The sequence below is a fragment of the Lysobacter zhanggongensis genome, from assembly GCF_046638635.1.
GTDB classification, from domain to species: Bacteria; Pseudomonadota; Gammaproteobacteria; order Xanthomonadales; family Xanthomonadaceae; genus Novilysobacter; species Novilysobacter luteus.
The window spans coordinates 50120-67420 of record NZ_JBJXHK010000001.1; the positions used below are offsets into that span (position 1 = coordinate 50120).

Sequence of the window (17301 nt, forward strand, 5' to 3'; positions counted from 1 at the left end):
GAGCTGACGGGCACACGCGCTCCCCGCAGGGACCGCGCGCAACCATCTTCCGGAGACCGGCCAGCCGGCGTCCGCAGGAATTGGCACCTTCGCGACGCTTGCGCGCCGCTGGGTTGCCCCGGCTTCAAAGGGCCTGTCCCTCAGCCGGTCTCGATGGATGTGCGGCGGATTCTGCTCGCGGCTCCGCATCATGTCAATCGCTTCATGCGTATGAAGCGATCTATAAAATCGGTTCCATGTCGCCATTTCCGGCCCGTTCAAATCCGCGGGCAGCACTTACACTTCGCGCCCATGAACCTGCGTCTTCCCCTGCTCGCGCCTGTCCTGCTGCTCGCGGCCTGCGCCACGCCGCTCCATTCCCCCGCTCCCGGCGGCGCTCCTGTGGTGGATCCGGCTTCCACGTCCGCCATCGGTCCCGCGCCGGTGACGCTCACCGAGCGTTACCTCGCACACGCCGCGCCGGGCGACGAGCTCGACTCGCTCGCGACCTGGCCGACCCCGGACGGCGGCACCTGGCTGATCGCCACTGCCAAATCGAGTGATCGCCTGCTCGTGTTCGACGCCGACAGCGGCGAGCAGCTGCGCGCCGTGGGCGGGCCGGGTACCGGGGAGGGCCGGTTCGACCGCCCCAACGGCGTGGCGGTGCATGGCGACCACCTGTTCGTGGCCGAGCGCGACAACCGTCGCGTGCAGGTGCTCGCGTTGCCCGGGTTCGAGCCGACCGGCAGCTTCGGTCACGCCGAGCTGCGCAGTCCGTACGGCTTGTGGATCAACGAGATCGCGCCGGGTGAGCTGGAGGTCTACGTCACCGACAACTTCATGTATGGCGAGCGCTACGACGTGGTCCCGCCGGCGGCCGAGCTCGACCAGCGCGTGCGTCGCTACCGGGTGCGCCACGACGCCGACGGCCGGCTGCATAGCCGCTACGCGGGTTCGTTCGGCGACACCGGCGCCGACGCGCTGCACGTGGTTGAGTCGATCGCCGGCGACCCGTCGCGCCAGCGGCTGCTGATCGCCGACGAGCGCTTCCTGACCGCCGACGGCGGCATCGCCTCGACCCTGCGCGAGTACCGCTTCGACGGCCGCGCGACCGGGAAGAGCCTGCCGCACGACATGTTCGCCGCCGAGGCCGAGGGTGTCGCGCTATGGGCCTGCAGCGCCGAGACGGGCTACTGGCTGGCGGTCGACCAGCTGGAGCCGCGCACCGTGTTCCACCTGTTCGAGCGCGACAGCCTGCGCCCGGCCGGCAGCTTCCGCGGCGAGACCACCGCCTTCACCGACGGCGTGGTGGTGCATGCCGCGAGCACCCCGACGTTTCCCCATGGGGCGTTGTTCGCGGTGCATGCCGACTCCGCGGTCGCGGCGTTCGACCTGCAACTGATCGCGCGCGGGCTGGGGCTGGCAGCGGAGTGCGGCGGTTGACGTGGACGCCTCGTCGGTCAGCAGCCGTACCTGGACGCGGATCCTCCAACGGCTGATCGCAACGACGGCCGTAGCCATCGCCCTGCTGGTGCCCGCGCACGCGGGCCAGGTCTACCGGTGGACGGATGCCGACGGCGTCACCCACTACGGCGACCGGCGCCCCGCACCCGACACGCGGGTCACCACCATCCCGGTGCCGGTCGAGCCCGCGCCGATCGCCCGGCTGCGGATCGAGCCGGTCGACGGGGGCTGGCACGCCTGGGCCGACAACAGCCTGGCCGGGCCGATCGAGGTGATGCTGCATTACAGCCGCCGCGAGAACGTCGACAGCCGTCCGGTCTTGCCGGCCCGCGCCACCGTGGCCGCCGGCGCCAGCACGCTGGTCGCCGAGCTGTACACACCCGACCGCACCCGCGCCACCGGTTTCGAGCTCCGGATGGACAGCCTGCCCGGCCACCCCAGCGCGGCCCCGCGCGACGTGGTCTACCGGCTGCCGCTGCAGGCGCGCACCGCGCGCGTCGACCAGGGGCACGGCGGCAGCTTCAGCCACGGCGACCCGGAAAATCGCTACGCGATCGACTTCGCGACCCCGGTCGGCACGCCGGTACTGGCCGCCCGTGCGGGCGTGGTGATGCAGACCGAGGGCGGTTTCGGCCAGACCGGGCTGGACCGCGACCGCTACGCCGGGCGTGCCAACTTCGTCCGCGTCCTGCACGACGACGGATCGATGGCGCTGTATGCCCACCTCGCGTCGGGCGGCGTGCTGGTGCGCAGCGGCCAGTACGTGCGCGCCGGGCAGCAGGTCGGCGTATCCGGCAACACCGGCTTCAGCACCGGGCCGCACCTGCACTTCGTGGTGCAGGTGAACCGCGGCATGCGGCTGGTGTCGCTGCCCTTCCGGATGGGGGGCCCGGACGGGTTGCTGGATCTCGGTGCTGCGGACGCGCCGCCCGCCGCCCGGGATGCGCCAGCCAACCCCTTGTAGGAGCGGCTTCAGCCGCGATCGTGGAGTGGTACGGGCGCACGATCATGGGATCGCGGCTGAAGCCGCTCCTACAGACCCGGGTCCGGGGGGCAGACTCCTGCGCCTGGCGGGTATCGCCTACCCGCTACGCCGCCTCGGACAGCTGTGCGCCCAGCAGCCGCCACTTCGGCAGCTTGTCGATCTGGCCGACCGATCGCAGGTAGGCCTCGTCGACCGGGGAATCGGCGACCAGCGCCGCGGCCACGTGCACCGCACCGGCGACCCAGAAGCCGGACATCCGCATGCGGCCCGGCTGGTGGTGGTTGGCAACCGCCTCGACGATCGGCATCGGCAGGCCCCACAGGCCCAGCAGGTAGGCGCCTGCCTCGGCGAAATGCGGGCCCTCGGGGTTCTGCTCGGTGCCGTCGGGCAGCGTGCTGCGCATCCCCGGCAGCAGCCGGCCGACTTCGGCCAGCAGGCCGGCGGTCGCGGCCAGTTCTGCGCTGGAGCCGCCGAGGATCTGCGCGGCCAGCCGCGAGGTGCGCAGCGCGCGCGCCTGCATCGCCTCGCGATCGATCCCGTCGACCTCGGCCGGGGTCCCGAAGGCCTCGGTCGCGAGTACCAGCTGCTGGGTATTCTGCAGGCCCAAACGCGTCACCGCGGCGCGGATGTCGGTGACCACGCGCCCGGCCGAGAAATACGCCGAGTTGCACAGCCGTAGCATCTTGGCGGCTAGCACCGGGTCCTGCGACAGCAGTTCGGCGACTTCGGCGCTGCTGGTCTCGGGGTCGCGCAAGAGCTGGGTCAGGTCGAGGTAGAGCTTGGGCGGCGGCGGCAGCGATTCGATCCGGCCCACCGCCTCCTTCAGCACCGGGTTGTCCAGCAGTTCGCGCAGTTCGACTACGCTTTCGACTGCCTCGATCAGCTCGCCCGCGTCCAGCGGCTGCCGCAGCAGGCGATGCGCGCTGGCCATCGAACGCAGGGCGTCGGCGTCCTGGCCGTCGTCGAGCAGCAGGATCCGCACTGCTTCCGGGTGGCGCTCGCGCAGGGCGGCCAGTACCTCGGTGCCACGACGGTCGCCCGCCTGCATCTCGCAAACGACGACGTCGATGGCCTCCACGGCCGTTGCGCCGTTGTCGAGCAGCGTGGCGGCGTCCTCGAGCCAGCGGGCGTTCCAGTCCAGCCCGAAATCCGACAGCGCCTGCTCCAGCTCGCTGGCCCGGCCGCGCTCTTTCCCCACGATGACAATCTGCACCTTGATTCCTCTCGCGCTGCGGTGTCCCGCCTCCGCTAGCGGTATCGGCCATCGCCGCGTCGACTGAATGGCCGCATGTGTGACTGCGTGGGCAGTTTCGGGCAACCGCTATAATCCGCGCCCTCCCCTTGCCTCCCGGTGCGCCCGCGCGCGCCGCGCCCATGTCCGACGTTTCCCAAGAAGCCCTGCGCCGCCGCACCTTCGCCATCATTTCCCACCCCGACGCGGGCAAGACCACGCTGACGGAGAAGCTGCTGCTGTTCGGCGGCGCGATCCAGATGGCCGGCTCGGTGAAGTCGCGCAAGACCACCCGCAGCGCCACCTCGGACTGGATGGCGCTGGAGAAGGAGCGCGGCATCTCGGTGACCTCGTCGGTGATGCAGTTCCCGTACGACGACCACATCGTCAACCTCCTCGACACCCCCGGCCACGCCGACTTCGGCGAGGACACCTACCGCGTGCTGACCGCGGTCGACTCGGCGCTGATGGTGATCGACGTGGCCAAGGGCGTGGAGGAGCGCACCATCAAGCTGATGGAGGTCTGCCGGCTGCGCGACACGCCGATCATGACCTTCATCAACAAGCTCGACCGCGAGGGCCGCGACCCGATCGACCTGCTCGACGAAGTTGAAAGCGTGCTGGGCATCCAGTGCGCGCCGATCACCTGGCCGATCGGCATGGGCAAGCGGCTGAAGGGCGTGGTCCACCTGGTCAGCGGCGAGGTGCACCTGTACGAGCAGGGGCGCAACTTCACCCGCCAGGACTCGACCATCTTCCCGTCGATCGACGACCCGGCGCTGGAAGCGGCGATCGGCGCGCCGGCCCTGGCCGAGCTGCGCGACGAACTGGAGCTGGTGCAGGGCGCCAGCCACCCGTTCGACCTGGAACGCTACCTCGCCGGCGAGCAGACCCCGGTGTTTTTCGGCTCGGCGGTCAACAACTTCGGCGTGCAGCTGCTGCTGGACTTCTTCGTCCGCCACGCGCCGTCGCCGCGCCCACGCGCCACCACCGGCCGTGAAGTGGCGCCCACCGAGGACAAGCTGACCGGCTTCGTGTTCAAGATCCAGGCCAACATGGATCCGCAGCATCGTGACCGGGTCGCGTTCATGCGGATCTGCTCGGGCAAGTTCACCGCCGGCATGAAGGCCTTCCACGTGCGCAGCGGCAAGGACCTCAAGCTCGCCAACGCGCTGACCTTCATGGCCAGCGACCGCGAAATCGCCGAGAGCGCGTACTCCGGCGACGTGATCGGCATCCACAACCACGGCACGATCTCCATCGGCGACACGTTCACCGAGGGCGAGAAGCTGTCGTTCACCGGCATCCCCAACTTCGCGCCGGAGCTGTTCCGCCGTGCGCGCCTGCGCGACCCGCTCAAGCTCAAGCAGTTGCAGAAGGGCCTGGCCCAGCTCAGCGAGGAAGGCGCGACCCAGTTCTTCCGGCCGCTGATGAGCAACGACCTGATCCTCGGCGCCGTCGGCGTGCTGCAGTTCGACGTGGTCGCCTACCGGCTCAAGGATGAGTACGGCGTCGACGCGATCTTCGAGCCGGTGACGATTGCAACGGCGCGCTGGGTGCGCTGCGGCAACGAGAAGAAGCTGGAGGAATTCCGCGACAAGAACGCGATGAACCTCGCCGTCGACGCCGCTGGCCAGCTGGTCTACCTGGCGCCGACGCGGGTCAACCTGCAGCTGGCGCAGGAGCGCGCGCCCGAGGTCGAATTCCTGGCCACGCGCGAGCATGCCCACGCGGTGGCGGCCGACTGAACCGGCGGCCACGCGCTCACGCGGCGCTGGCATGGCGGGCGCTAGGTTCGGGCCGGTCTCCCACCATGAGAGGTCCGGCGATGAGGCATCGCTGCGTTCCGCTGCTGGTTGCCACCTTGGGTGCCGCCACTGTGCTGGCGGCCTGTGACGGGCCGGACGCCCCGCCTCCGGCCGCCCCACCCGTGGCGGCCGGGACGGCAACACCCGAGGCTCCCTCACCGCTGCCGGTCGATGTGGCCAGCGGCGACCCGGACCACGCGACGTACCGCTGCGACGAGGGCAGCCTGGTCGAAGCGCGCTTCGGCCATTACGACGCCACCGTCCGGCTCCCCGACGGAACAACGCGGACCCTGCCACGCGCCGAATCGGCCTCGGCCGGCGGAAGCGATGTGTACGTAGGCGGCGACGCCTCCATCGAGCGCGATGGTGACCGCCTGCAACTGTCGCGTGGCGGCGGCGACCCCGTTACGTGCCTCCGGGACAGTGGGACGGACTGAATGCAGGACAACGCATTCACCCGCGCTTGATCGGCGGCTGTCGAAGGTGGATGCCCAACCCGACCCAGTCATCACGGAGCGGCGCCATGGCCATCACTCGCCCGACCCTGTTGTTCGTGTCCTGCCTTGCGGTCTTCGCACTGGTCGGCTGCAACGCCGAACCCAACGCCGACCTTGAGGCCCCGGTGGTGACCGAGCCCGGTGCCGCCCCGGTCGAGCCCACCGTGCCGGACGACGAAGCCGTGACCATGCGCTACAGCTGCGACGGCGGCTGGAACGTGGCGGTCAAGGGCGATGTGGTGGAAGTCACCGCCGACGACGGGCGCGTGATCCAACTGCAGCGCATCGACGACCGCAGCCCGCCGCTGTTCGCTGGCGAGGCGCTCGAGTTCTCGGTGGAAGGCGGCGGCGCAGTACTTGGCCAGGATGAAGGCGGCCCGATCGCGTGTCGGGCCGACTGACCGCTCCGGCCAATGGCCACCCCGACACCAGGCGGCTCACCCGACCCCCCGCGCACGGAGACGGAAGGGGCCCCGCCCGCATCCGCCGCCGTGCGCGCCAGGCAGCAGGTGGTCCGCCACCCGTGGTTGACGGCGCTTGCAGTGCTGGCGCTGGCCATCATCGCGCTGCTCGTGCTGTGGGACTGGAACTGGTTCAAGGGTCCGATCGAACGCCAGGTGGAGGCGCGCACCGGGCGTGATTTCGAGATCGGGGGCAACCTCGACGTCGACTTGGGTTGGGTGCCCGTGATCACCGCGGAGGATCTCTCGTTCGGCAATGCGGACTGGGCCAGCACGCCGCTCATGGCGACCACCCGGAAACTCGAGCTGGCTATTGCGATCAAGCCGCTGCTGCGCGGCCGGGTACTGATCCCCGACATCCGGCTGGCCGCGCCGCGGCTCAACCTCGAGCGGGGCGCGAAGGGCGGCAACTGGAAATTCGGCGAGCCGGGCGATGGCGAGGTCGAGTTCCGCCGCATCCGGGTCGAAGAAGGCAAGCTGGCGTTCCTCGATGCCGCCAACGACACCGACATCAAGGTGGACATCGCCACCGCGAAACCAGGCAAAGGCGACGCGGCGCCGCCGATCCTGGTCGAGGGGGGCGGGCGCTGGCAGGGCAACGCGTTCACCCTGGAGGGCACGGCCGAGTCGCCGCTGGAGTTGCGCGACCCCGACAGCCCGTACCGCATCGATGCCCGCGCGCGCGCGGGCGACACCCACGCGCATGCCCGCGGCACCCTGCTGGACCCGCTGCGCCTGCGCGACTTCGACCTGCAGCTCGCGCTGGGCGGCAACAACCTCGCCGACCTCTACCCCTTGCTCGGTATCGCGCTGCCTGACACGCCGCCGTACAACCTCGATGGCCATTTCACCCGCGACGGCAGCACGTGGTTCTACAACGGGTTCGACGGCGCCGTCGGCGACAGCGACCTTGCCGGCGATGCCAACGTCGACACCGGCGGCCCACGCCCCTACCTGCGCGCGGACCTCCACTCCCGCCGGCTCGACTTCGACGACCTGGCCGGTTTCGTCGGCGGCGCCCCCGACACCGGCGGGGGCGAGTCGTCCAATCCCGAACTCGCCGCCCGGGCCAGCCAGCAACAGTCGAGCGGACGCGTGCTGCCCGACACCCCGTACGAACTGGACAAGCTGCAGGCGATGGATGCCGACGTGCGGCTGCGGGCGGCGCGCATCAACGCCCCATCGTTGCCACTGGACGACATGGACGCGCACCTGCTTTTGGAGAACGGCTTGCTCCGGTTGGACCCGCTCAACTTCGGCGTTGCCGGCGGCGACATCCGTTCGACCATCCGCATGGACGCGCGTGAATCCCCGATCCGCACCCGCGCCGACGTCAACGCCAGCGGGCTGGACCTGTCCAGCTTGCTGCCGGAGGTCGAACTGGCGAAGAACGCGATAGGCAAGGTCGGGGGCCACGTGCAGCTGGCCGGCAGCGGCAACTCGGTGGCCGCCATGCTTGGAAGCAGCGACGGCGAAGTGGCGGTCGGCATGGGCCGCGGGCGCATCAGCAACCTGCTGATGGAGATGGCCGGCATCGACCTGGCCGAGATCATCAAGTTCAAGCTCACCGACGACCGGTTGATCCCGGTGCGCTGCGCGTTCGGTGATTTCAGCGTCGCCGGCGGCGTCATGACCGCCCGCTCGCTGGCGTTCGACACCACCGACACCCTCCTGGTCGGCGAAGGCACGATCAATCTCAAGGACGAGCGGCTGGACCTGGTGATCAAGCCGCGCCCGAAGGACCGCAGCCTCTTCGCGTTCCGCTCACCGCTGCTGGTGGATGGGAGCTTTGCCAACCCCGACCTGCGTCCGGACATGGGGCGCATCGGCCTGCGTGCCGCAATTGCACTCACGCTCGGCAACATCGCCCCGCCGGCCGCGCTGCTGGCAACGCTCGAGCTCGGCCCCGGAGAGGATGCGTCCTGCGGCGGGCGCTACGCCAAGTGACCAGGCGCGATGCCGCGGTTGTCGATCAGCTGGCGATGTAGCGCTGCAGCTGGTCCAGTTCGACCTGCTGGTCCTCGATCACCGCCTTGACCAGGTCCCCGATCGACACCACGCCCAGCACCTCGCCGCCCACCACCACCGGCAGGTGGCGGATGCGTCGGTGGGTGACCACCTGCATGCACTGGTCAACGGTGTCGTCCAGCCCGACGGTGACAACGTCCGGGGTCATGATGTCGCGCACGGCGGTGTCGGACGAAGACCGGCCCTGCAATACGATCTTCCGCGCGTAGTCGCGCTCCGACAGGATCCCGACCAGTCGCGCGTCCTCGATCACCAGGACCGCGCCGATGCACTTTTCGGCCATCAAACGCACCGCGTCGATCACCGGTACGTCCGGACCGATCGCAAAAACCTCAGGCGCTTTCGCTTCGAGCAGGTGCCGCACGTTGCGCATGGCCGTCTCCTTCGACGAGGTGGACCTGCCCGGAGGATACCCCGGAGGCCGGGCGCCACGTGTCAATGAGGTACAGCGGACGCTGCTTGGACTCGTCGTACAGCCGCCCCAGGTACTCGCCGATCAGCCCCAGCGCGATCAGCTGCACGCCGCCGAGGAACAGGATCACCGCCATCATCGTCGGCCAACCCTGCACCGGGTCGCCGAACGCGAGGGCCTTGACCACCACCCATACGCCATAGCCGAACGCGACCATCGCCGTCAGCAGGCCGAGGTAGGTCGCCAGCCGCAACGGCGCGGTGGAGAAGCTGGTGATCGCCTCCAGCGCAAGGTTCCACAGGCGCCAGTAACTGAACTTGCTGGTGCCGGCGACGCGTGGCTCACGGTGGTACGGGACCGCCACGCGATTGAAGCCGACCCAGCCGAACAGCCCCTTCATGAAACGGTGGCGCTCGCGCAGCCGACCCAGCGCCGCCAGCGCGCGCGGCGAAAGCAGCCGGAAGTCGCCGGTGTCGGCCGGGATCGGCGTCTTCGACAGCCGACCGATCACCCGGTAAAACGCGTGCGCCGAGCCGCGCTTGAGCCAGCCCTCGCCCTCGCGCTCGATCCGGGTGCCGAACACGTCGTCGTAGCCGCAACGCCACTGCTCGACGAAACGCGGAATCAGTTCCGGCGGATCCTGCCCGTCGGCGTCGAGGATCAGCGCCGCGCCCTGGTCGACGTGGTCCAGCCCGGCGGTCAGCGCCAGCTCCTTGCCGAAATTGCGCGAAAGGCGCAGCAACGCGATACGGCGGTCACCCGCTGCCAGCGCCTGCAGCACCGACCAGGTCGCATCGGTACTGCCGTCGTCGACGTACACCACGCGGCAGTCCAGCCGGTGCGTGGCGGCGACGTCGTCGAGCACCGCGGCCAGGCGCAGTTGCAGCACCGGCAGGCTCTCGGCCTCGTTGAAGGCGGCGACGACGACGGTCAGGCGGTCGTCGGTGGCGTGGGCATCTGCGCTCATCGGCCGCATGTTAGCCCGCGACCCATGCGTTGTCGGTCATCGCCGTGCGCCGCAAGTCCCGTTACTCCAGCCCGTCGAGATAACCCGTGCCGCCGATCTGGCGCATCTGGCGCTGGATCGCCCGCGTGCGGCGCTGCACGTACGGGCCCGGGCGCGCCGCGCTGTAGCGTTTCGGACTGGGCAGCACCGCCGCCAGCCGGGCCGCCTCGGCCGGCCCGAGCTCGGAGGCATCCTTCCCGAAGTAGGTGCGGGCGGCGGCCTGGGCCCCGTAGACGCCATCGCCGAACTCGGCGACGTTGACGTACACCTCGAGGATCCGCGCCTTCGGCCACAGGGTTTCGATCAACACCGTGTACCAGGCTTCGATGCCCTTGCGCACCCAGCCGCCGCCGCTCCACAGGAACAGGTTCTTGGCCACCTGCTGGCTGATCGTGCTGGCGCCGCGCAGCCGGCCGCCGCGGGCATTGTTGCGACGCGCCTTCTCGATCGCCTCCAGGTCGAAGCCGTGGTGCTCGGCGAAACGTTGGTCCTCGGAGGCGATCACCGCCACCGGCAGGTGCGATGACACCTGGTCGCGGCCCCGCCAGTCGTATGCGATGCGGAACCCGCCATCACCCTGGCCCCACGCCTGCAGCACGCGGGCGGCCATGAACGCCGAGAACGGCGGGTCGATGAAGCGCAGCGTGGCCACCTGCAGCGTGCTCACCAGCAGGAACATCAGTGGCAGTGCGAGCAGCCAGCGCAACCAGCGGCGTCGCCGGCGGGTACCCGGGGTCTTCGTCATCGCTTGCACCGGTTGACCTCAGCCCCCATCTCGCGCATCCACCCATCACTGGTCTGCACGCATTATCCGCGATGCGCCGACACAGGAACCGCCACCGATGAACCTTTCCGATCCCGCCACCCCCCCCGGCGACCAGCGCGCCCCCGACGGCGGCCAGCTCGATCGCTTCCTGATCCAGCAGGCCGGCGTTCGAGGCGTGTATGTCCGCCTCGGCGACGCCTGGCGCAAGATCCGCGACCGCATGTCGGACGTGGACGCGCAGGCACCGGCGGCCATCGAGATGCTGGGCGAGGCGGTCGCGGCGTCGGCGCTGTTCACCGGCCACGCAAAGGTAGAAGGTCGGCTGTCGGTGCAGTTGCGCAGCCAGGGAACGTTGCGCACCGTGTTCGCCGAGTGCACCTCGCGCGGCACAGTACGCGGCATCGTCCAGTTGGCCGAAGAGGCGGGTCCCGTCTCGCGCGACCTGCGGGCGCTCGGCGACGGCGCCATGCTCGCCATTACCATCGAGAACCCCGCCCGCGGCGATCGGGAGCCGGTGCGCTACCAGGGCCTGGTGGCGCTGGAATCGCCGTCGCTGTCGGAAGCGTTCGAGGACTATTTTCGTCAATCCGAGCAGCTCCCTACCCGTCTCCTGCTGGCCGTCGACGACCAGACGGCGGTCGGCCTGATGGTCCAGAAGCTGCCCGGCGACGCTGGCGACGATGACGGCTGGACACGCGTCGGCGCCCTGTTCGACACCCTCGGCGTTGCCGAGCTGCTGGAGGCCACCGGCGAGACGGTGGTCCTCCGACTGTTCCACGAGGACGGAGTGGAGATGCTCGGCGGCAAGCCGCTTTCGTTCGGCTGCTCCTGCTCGCGCGAGCGGGTCGAGTCCATGCTGGTATCGCTCGGCGAGTACGAAGCCCTCGCGGCGGCGGCCGATGGGGAAGCCAAGGTCCGTTGCGAGTTCTGTGGGGAGCAGTACATCTTCACCGAGGCCGAGGTACGAACGCTGCTCCAGGCCCACACATCGGACCTGGAGGCACCGGAGCGGTCCCAGTGAGCGTCTTCACACGACGTTGATTGTTAAAGATTCATAAACACCCTAAGATCGAATTTCGTGGCATGGGGAACTACACCGGGGCTTCCCGGTCGTATCGACATCAATGGACCTGCGTCTGCTCCGACTGCCGTTAACCCTGTTCCTCGCCCTTGGCGTGGCGGCGGGCGCGTACGCGCAGAACGGCAAGGCACCGGCCCATGGGGACTCCACCGTCCTGCCGGTATGGAACAACGCCAGCGGCAAGCTTGAGGCGGTACTGCTGCTCGAGCCGACCGGCAACTCGACCACCAGTGCCCGGTGGCGGGTCGGTCGGACCACGCTTGATGCGGCGTTCGGCCTTGAGGCCGGCGACACGCTCGGCTTGGTGTGCGACCGCAAGACCGGCCTGGCCAGCGCCATCGGCAACCTCGCCAACCACTGCCTGCTCGCCGCGCTGGAGCAGGATGGAAAGCGTGCCAACGGCAGCAAGCAGTCCAGCGTCGGTGCCGGCATCAGCCGCGCCGGCACCCGGCTCGCGCTGGCGGTCGGCAAGGGCCGCGACAGCATGCCGGCCTGGCTGAGCCCCAACGGCCAGACCAGCCAGCTCGACCAGAACACCTTGACCGTCTATGGCCAGCAGAACATCGGGAACGAAGCCACGGTGTCGATCGGCGGCACCTGGGCGCGCGCGCGGCTGATTCCGGCTGGCGACGTCCCGGCACTCGCCGACCGCTGGAGCAGCCGCTCCATCACCGTCGGCGCCGGTATCGGCGACTTCGGCGCGAACATTGTCGGACGCGTGGTCGATACTCCGAATGATCCGGGTCAGTGGGAAGGTCTGGGCGTCGGCCTGACGTGGCGCACTCCGTGGAGCGGCCAGCTCACGGTTGGCGCCGAGAACGTCGTGACGCGTGGCAAGAACCCGTTCTCGCGCAGCAGTTCGGACCAGGACGAGGGCACCATCCCCTACGTCCGCTACGAGCAGGACCTCTGAGTCCCGCCGGCACGCGGCACTGACCGCCGGCCGGCCGCTTTCCCGCTTCTCATAATTCCATCCTGTCCCCCGCCCCCGGTTCCGCCGCGGGGGCGCGCCTTGCCGTGGGCGTCGCAGCCGTCTGCAGCGCACCGGATCCGCAATTTTTTTGACGGGATCTCGGACGGATCACGCGATTGCGGGACCTGACCACCCGTTCATGAATTACAAGCCATTGAATTAATTACGAAACATGGTGGCTCGAAGTGGCTTGAATCAATTTATTAACGACACTTTAATTTTTGGGCGGGGAGGGATACCATCGGCCGACCTTGCCGGATTTGGCGTCTTTCTTGACTTCACCGGCGGGGTTCCCATGGGAATTACCAAGACACACTTGGAGAGAGAGATGACCCTTAAGACCACCAAGCTCCGCAACGCGATCTCGTTCGCGCTTGTCGCGGGCACCGCCGTCACCGGCACTGCGTTCGCGCAGGACGCCGCGCCGGCCGAGCAGGAAGCCACCACGCTCGACCGCATCGAAGTCACCGGTTCGCGCATCCGTTCGGTCGATGCCGAAACCTCGCAGCCCGTCCTGGTCCTCAGCCGCGAAGACATCCAGAAGCAGGGTGTGACCTCGGTCGCCGAAGTGCTGAACCGCATTTCCGCCGCCGGCCCGTCCATCAACCGCACCTTCAACAACGGCGGTGACGGCTCGTCCGAGATCTCGCTGCGCAACCTCGGCTCGTCGCGCACCCTGGTCCTGGTTGACGGTCGTCGTTGGGTCTCCAGCCTCGGCGGCTCGGTCGACCTCAACACCATCCCGTCGTCGATCATCGAACGCGTGGAAGTCCTGAAGGACGGCGCCTCGGCCATCTACGGCTCGGACGCGATCGCGGGCGTGGTCAACATCATCACCCGTGACAACTACGAAGGTGCAGAGTTCCGTACCCACATCGGCCAGTTCGACGAGGGTGACGGCGACCGTCAGACCATCGAAGCGACGATCGGCACCAGCAACGACCGCGGCAACGTCGTGATGAGCCTGTCCCGCGTCGAGGAAGGCTCGGTCATGGCTGGCGATCGCGAGCAGTCTGCCGACCCGGTCTATGGCCTCGGTTCCGCGCTTTACAGCGGTTTTTCGGCCAACGGCAAGATCTGGAACGGCGGCCCGAACGGCGAACTGAGCAATTACATGATCGTCCCGCCGGGCGCCACCGGCATCGGTCCGGACGGACAGCAGCGCTACGCGCTGGACCAGCTGGTTCCGTGGAACGTCAGCGAGCACGCGTACAACTATGCCGCCGACAACTACCTGCTGACCCCGCAGACCCGTACCGCCCTCTACCTGAAGGGCCGCTTCGACCTGAGCGACAGCATCACGTTCCGCGCCGATGCGCTGTACAACGAGCGCCGCTCCGAGCAGCAGCTCGCCGGCTTCCCGCTGAGCGGCGGCCCTGCGCTCGGTAATGACGCCGACACCCTGCTGAGCGGCGACAGCTACTTCAACCCGTACAACACCATCTACGGTGGCGACGGGCGTGACGTCACCTGGAGCCACCGCCTCACCGAGCAGGCGCGTGTCTACCAGCAGAACGTCAAGACGTTCCACACCTATGTCGGCCTGGAAGGTTCCTTCCAGTTCGCCGACCGCTACTTCGACTGGGACGTCGGCTACAACTTCAACAAGTCCGACCAGGAAGACGCGCAGATCGGCGACGCCAACATGCGCAACGTCGCACTGGGTGTCGGTCCCTCCGAGCTGCGTGATGGTCGCGTTGTCTGCGTGACGGAGCCGGGCGGCGACGTTATCGACGGTTGCGTGCCGTTCAACCCGCTCGCGCCGGCCGGCAGCGTGCCCGCCGAGCAGATGGACTACATCCTATTCACTGCGCAGGACGCGTTCCAGAACCGCAGCGAGAGCTTCACGGCCAACCTCAGCGGCGAGATCGCGCAACTGCCGGGCGGCATGATGGGCTTCGCCGCCGGTGTCGAGTCGCGCAAGGAAAGCGGTTTCGACCGCCCGGACGCGTTCGTGGCCGCTGGTTACTCGTCGGGTAACGGCCGTCAGCCGACCGAAGGCGCCTATGACCTCGACGAGGTCTACGCCGAGCTCCTGATTCCGCTCCTGGCCGATGTTCCGGGCGCCCAGCTGCTCGAGTTCAGCGTGGCTTCGCGCTACTCCGACTACAGCAACTTCGGCGATACCGTGAACAGCAAGTTCGGCTTCAAGTGGAAGCCGATCGAAGACCTGCTGGTCCGCGGTAACTGGGCCGAGGGCTTCCGTGCGCCGTCGATCTCCAGCCTGTACCGCGGCCTGGCCGACAGCTACGTCCAGTTCGGCGACATCTGCTCGAGCGACTATGCCGGCCGCACCGCCACCATCGCGGCCAACTGTGCCGCCGATGGCGTGCCGGACGACTTCATCCAGCAGACCAACCAGGGCTTCGGCTACTTCGGCCAGACCCTGTTCCCGTTCTCGCTGGGCGGCAACCCGAACGCGGGCCCGGAGACCTCCACCAGCACCACGCTGGGCCTGGTCTACAGCCCGTCGTACGTTGAAGGCCTCGACATCGCGCTGGACTGGTGGAACATCGAGATCGAGAACGCGCTCTCGACGCCGACCACCAGCTACATCCTCGACCAGTGCTACGTCGAAGGTAACCAGTCGTACTGCGACCTGTTCTCGCGTCGCGCCAGCGACTCGCAGATCGTCGAGCTGTTCCTCGTCCCGCAGAACCTCAGCGTCATCGAGGCCGAGGGTTACGACCTGGATGTCAACTACCGCTTCCCGGAAACCGCCTGGGGCCAGTTCAACGCCGGCCTGAACGCGTCCTACACCGCTAAGTGGGAATCGGCATTCACCGCCGAGGACGAGCCCACCAATGCCGTCGGCATGTACTACCAGGACGACCCGAACTGGCGCCTGCGTGCCAATGCCAACCTCGATTGGACCATGGGCGATTTCGGCGTCACCTGGATCAGCCGCTACTACTCGCGCCTGGTCGAGGACTGCCCGTTCCCGGGTGAGGGCCTCTGCTCCGACGACGACCGTCGCGACGAGAACGGCCTGGCCGCGCGCAACACGCTTGGTGCGACCACCTACCACGACGTGCAGGCCCGTTACGAGCTGCCGTGGAACGGTACCGTCAAGCTGGGCGTGAACAACGTGTTCGCCAAGCGTGCGCCGACCGCGTACAACGCGTTCGCCAACTCGTTCGACCCGCAGTACGACATCCCGGACAGCCGCTACATGTACCTCGAGTACGTACAGCGGTTCTGATCGAAGTCTGATCAGGGATAGTTGCGGGGCGGCTCCGGTAACGGAGCCGCCCTTTTTCATTAAGGGACGCCACACCGCCACGCCGCCACACCGGATCGAATTCCAATGAGCGATGCCGCCACCCCAGAAGCCTTGCGTGCCGCCGCGCGATCCGCGGCGATGGCTGCCGATCGGCCCGGCGCGATTTCGGCATACCGGGAACTCCTGCAGCAGCTGCCGGAGGACACCGAGGCGCTCAATTACCTGGCGGTCGCCTCACTCGCCAGCGGGGACCCTGTCGGGGCGCGGCTGCTGCTCGAGCAGGCAATGCTCGCGTCGCCGGCGGATGCCACCACCAGGAAGAACCTCGGCTTGGCGCTGCTTCACGAGAAGCGCGCGGACGAAGCCGAAGCCGTCCTACGGCCAGCGCTGGTCGAGTATCCGGACTTTCACGCTGCCCGGCTCTACCTCGGGACCGCGCTGGAGCAGCAGGGACGTCGCCGCGATGCAGTCGCGGCCTACCTGCAGGCACTGACCGGTGCCCAAGCGGGCGGCGAATGGGTCGACTCCGGCACCACTCCCGCGGCTCTCGCGCCGGCGGTGAAGCACGCGCTCCATTTCGTCCGTGACCACTATCCCGCGGTCCTCCAGGCCCTGGTGGATCCGCTGGAGCACCGCCACGGCACGCAGGCGATGGCGCGGTTGCGCCGGTGCCTGGCCGGCTACCTCGGCGACCGCTCCGTCGCACCTGCAAGCCCGGACCAGCGCCCCACCTTCCTCTTCTTCCCCGACCTGCCCTCGCCGCCGATCTTCGACGGCAACCTGTTTCCGTGGCACGCGGAGCTGGAGGCACGGACACCATTCCTCAAGACTGAACTGCTGCGCATCCTCGCCGAGGACGCGGGGCTGGTGCCGTTTCTTGGCGAACCGCCTCCGGGAATGAAGTCGGAGTACCTGGCCGGCAACGCCGGGCGACCGCAGTGGGACGGGTTCTTCTTCCACCGCCATGGGCGTCGCAACGACGCGAACTGCAGGCGTGCACCGGATACCGCCGCTGCCCTGGACGCCGCACCAATCGTCCGTATCCCCGGCCATGCCCCCGAAGCGTTGTTCTCGGTGCTCGGGGCCGGCTCGCACATCCTGCCGCACACCGGCGTGACCAACACCCGCGTCGTCACCCACCTGCCGCTGCTGGTGCCCGGGGACTGCACGCTGCGCGTCGCCAAACAACGGCACGACTGGCAGGAAGGTCATTGCGTGACGTTCGATGACACCTTCGAGCACGAGGCATGGAACAACAGCCACCGGACACGCGTGGTGCTGCTGTTCGACGTCTGGAACCCGTACCTCACCGACGTGGAGTGCGCCGGCATCACCGAACTGGTCCGCACGATCGGCGACCTCAAGGGCGACCAGCTCTGAGCCCGCC

General features: G+C 68.5%; 14 protein-coding genes and 1 riboswitch. Of the genes, 10 read left to right on the forward strand and 4 right to left on the reverse strand.

Annotation, left to right across the window (positions count from 1 at the left end):
• Positions 1-39 precede the first annotated feature (39 nt).
• Positions 40-160: riboswitch (SAM riboswitch) on the reverse strand.
• 131 nt (positions 161-291) lie between these two features.
• Together ACKVMH_RS00275 and ACKVMH_RS00280 are read left to right on the forward strand one after the other, a co-directional pair.
• The gene (locus tag ACKVMH_RS00275) at positions 292-1422 is read left to right on the forward strand and encodes an NHL repeat-containing protein (protein ID WP_215219722.1); all 1131 of its coding nucleotides are present in this window, start codon (positions 292-294) and stop codon (positions 1420-1422) included.
• A gap of 1 nt (position 1423) precedes the next feature.
• Complete coding sequence (locus ACKVMH_RS00280) at positions 1424-2407, forward strand: peptidoglycan DD-metalloendopeptidase family protein (protein ID WP_412698802.1); 984 nt, start codon at positions 1424-1426, stop codon at positions 2405-2407.
• Between the two features lie 124 nt (positions 2408-2531).
• Here ACKVMH_RS00280 and ACKVMH_RS00285 read toward each other — a convergent pair whose 3' ends face one another.
• Complete coding sequence (locus ACKVMH_RS00285; protein ID WP_412698803.1) at positions 2532-3641, reverse strand: HDOD domain-containing protein; 1110 nt, start codon at positions 3639-3641, stop codon at positions 2532-2534.
• Between the two features lie 161 nt (positions 3642-3802).
• Here ACKVMH_RS00285 and ACKVMH_RS00290 point away from each other — a divergent pair, with 161 nt between their 5' ends.
• The 4 genes from ACKVMH_RS00290 to ACKVMH_RS00305 all read left to right on the forward strand — a co-directional run bounded on the left by ACKVMH_RS00290 (position 3803) and on the right by ACKVMH_RS00305 (position 8372).
• A complete protein-coding gene (locus ACKVMH_RS00290) occupies positions 3803-5407 on the forward strand; it encodes a peptide chain release factor 3 (RefSeq protein ID WP_412698804.1) in 1605 nt (534 codons plus the stop codon).
• Between the two features lie 80 nt (positions 5408-5487).
• Positions 5488-5904: a hypothetical protein gene (locus ACKVMH_RS00295; protein WP_412698805.1), complete on the forward strand. Its 417-nt coding sequence runs from the start codon at positions 5488-5490 to the stop codon at positions 5902-5904.
• Positions 5905-5990: 86 nt separating this feature from the next.
• Entirely contained in the window at positions 5991-6365 is a 375-nt protein-coding gene (locus tag ACKVMH_RS00300; RefSeq protein ID WP_412698806.1) for a hypothetical protein, read from the forward strand.
• Between the two features lie 12 nt (positions 6366-6377).
• Positions 6378-8372 (forward strand): AsmA family protein, encoded by a 1995-nt coding sequence (locus tag ACKVMH_RS00305; RefSeq protein ID WP_412698807.1) that lies wholly within the window; start codon positions 6378-6380, stop codon positions 8370-8372.
• 25 nt (positions 8373-8397) lie between these two features.
• Here the strand turns inward: ACKVMH_RS00305 and ACKVMH_RS00310 are convergent, their stop codons facing one another.
• The 3 genes from ACKVMH_RS00310 to mtgA are packed head-to-tail and all read right to left on the reverse strand — an operon-like array spanning position 8398 to position 10616.
• Complete coding sequence (locus ACKVMH_RS00310; RefSeq protein ID WP_215219716.1) at positions 8398-8826, reverse strand: CBS domain-containing protein; 429 nt, start codon at positions 8824-8826, stop codon at positions 8398-8400.
• Positions 8786-9841: a glycosyltransferase family 2 protein gene (locus tag ACKVMH_RS00315; RefSeq protein WP_412698808.1), complete on the reverse strand. Its 1056-nt coding sequence runs from the start codon at positions 9839-9841 to the stop codon at positions 8786-8788. The genes ACKVMH_RS00310 and ACKVMH_RS00315 overlap by 41 nt, the downstream gene beginning before the upstream one ends.
• Positions 9842-9893: 52 nt before the next feature.
• A complete protein-coding gene (mtgA, locus tag ACKVMH_RS00320) occupies positions 9894-10616 on the reverse strand; it encodes a monofunctional biosynthetic peptidoglycan transglycosylase (protein WP_412698809.1) in 723 nt (240 codons plus the stop codon).
• Between the two features lie 97 nt (positions 10617-10713).
• Here mtgA and hslO point away from each other — a divergent pair, with 97 nt between their 5' ends.
• The 4 genes from hslO (at position 10714) to ACKVMH_RS00340 (ending at position 17294) form a co-directional block, all read left to right on the forward strand.
• Positions 10714-11658 carry an Hsp33 family molecular chaperone HslO gene (gene hslO, locus ACKVMH_RS00325; protein WP_412698810.1) on the forward strand — a complete coding sequence of 315 codons (945 nt, stop codon included), beginning with the start codon at positions 10714-10716 and terminating at the stop codon, positions 11656-11658.
• A gap of 103 nt (positions 11659-11761) precedes the next feature.
• Positions 11762-12631: an XOO1806 family protein gene (locus ACKVMH_RS00330; protein ID WP_407074563.1), complete on the forward strand. Its 870-nt coding sequence runs from the start codon at positions 11762-11764 to the stop codon at positions 12629-12631.
• Between the two features lie 388 nt (positions 12632-13019).
• The gene (locus tag ACKVMH_RS00335) at positions 13020-15893 is read left to right on the forward strand and encodes a TonB-dependent receptor domain-containing protein (protein WP_412698811.1); all 2874 of its coding nucleotides are present in this window, start codon (positions 13020-13022) and stop codon (positions 15891-15893) included.
• Positions 15894-15998: 105 nt separating this feature from the next.
• Positions 15999-17294, forward strand: a complete 1296-nt coding sequence (locus tag ACKVMH_RS00340; RefSeq protein ID WP_412698812.1) for an aspartyl/asparaginyl beta-hydroxylase domain-containing protein — start codon at positions 15999-16001, stop codon at positions 17292-17294.
• Positions 17295-17301: the final 7 nt, after the last annotated feature.